At 65.7% G+C, this 248-nt stretch carries 1 protein-coding gene; it reads right to left on the bottom strand.

Features of this window, described 5'->3' with window-relative positions; all coding sequences use genetic code 11:
- Nucleotides 1-202 (bottom strand): hypothetical protein (locus B4920_RS27345; protein WP_216820115.1); only part of this gene is annotated, 202 nt, incomplete at its 3' end.
- Nucleotides 203-248 lie beyond the last annotated feature (46 nt).

Raw genomic sequence — 248 nt, forward strand, 5'->3', positions numbered from 1 at the left:
TCAGACCGTAGCCGCAGAACGTGCGGATCCCCTGCTTGCGCGCCTGTTCGGTCAGCTCAACGGGGATTTCCGCCCCGCCGAGCAGCACGGCTTTCAGCGCAACGGGATGGTGTGAATTGAGCAGCCGCCACAGCTGCGTCGGCACCAGCGAGGCGTGGGTACAGCCCTGCTGGGCCTGCTCCAGCGGCTGTTTTTCACGCACGGTGAGACGGCCTCCGCCCTGCAACCAGCGCCACAAAATCCCCTGA

The sequence above is a fragment of the Zoogloea sp. LCSB751 genome (assembly GCF_002028455.1).
Classification (GTDB): domain Bacteria; phylum Pseudomonadota; class Gammaproteobacteria; order Burkholderiales; family Rhodocyclaceae; genus Zoogloea.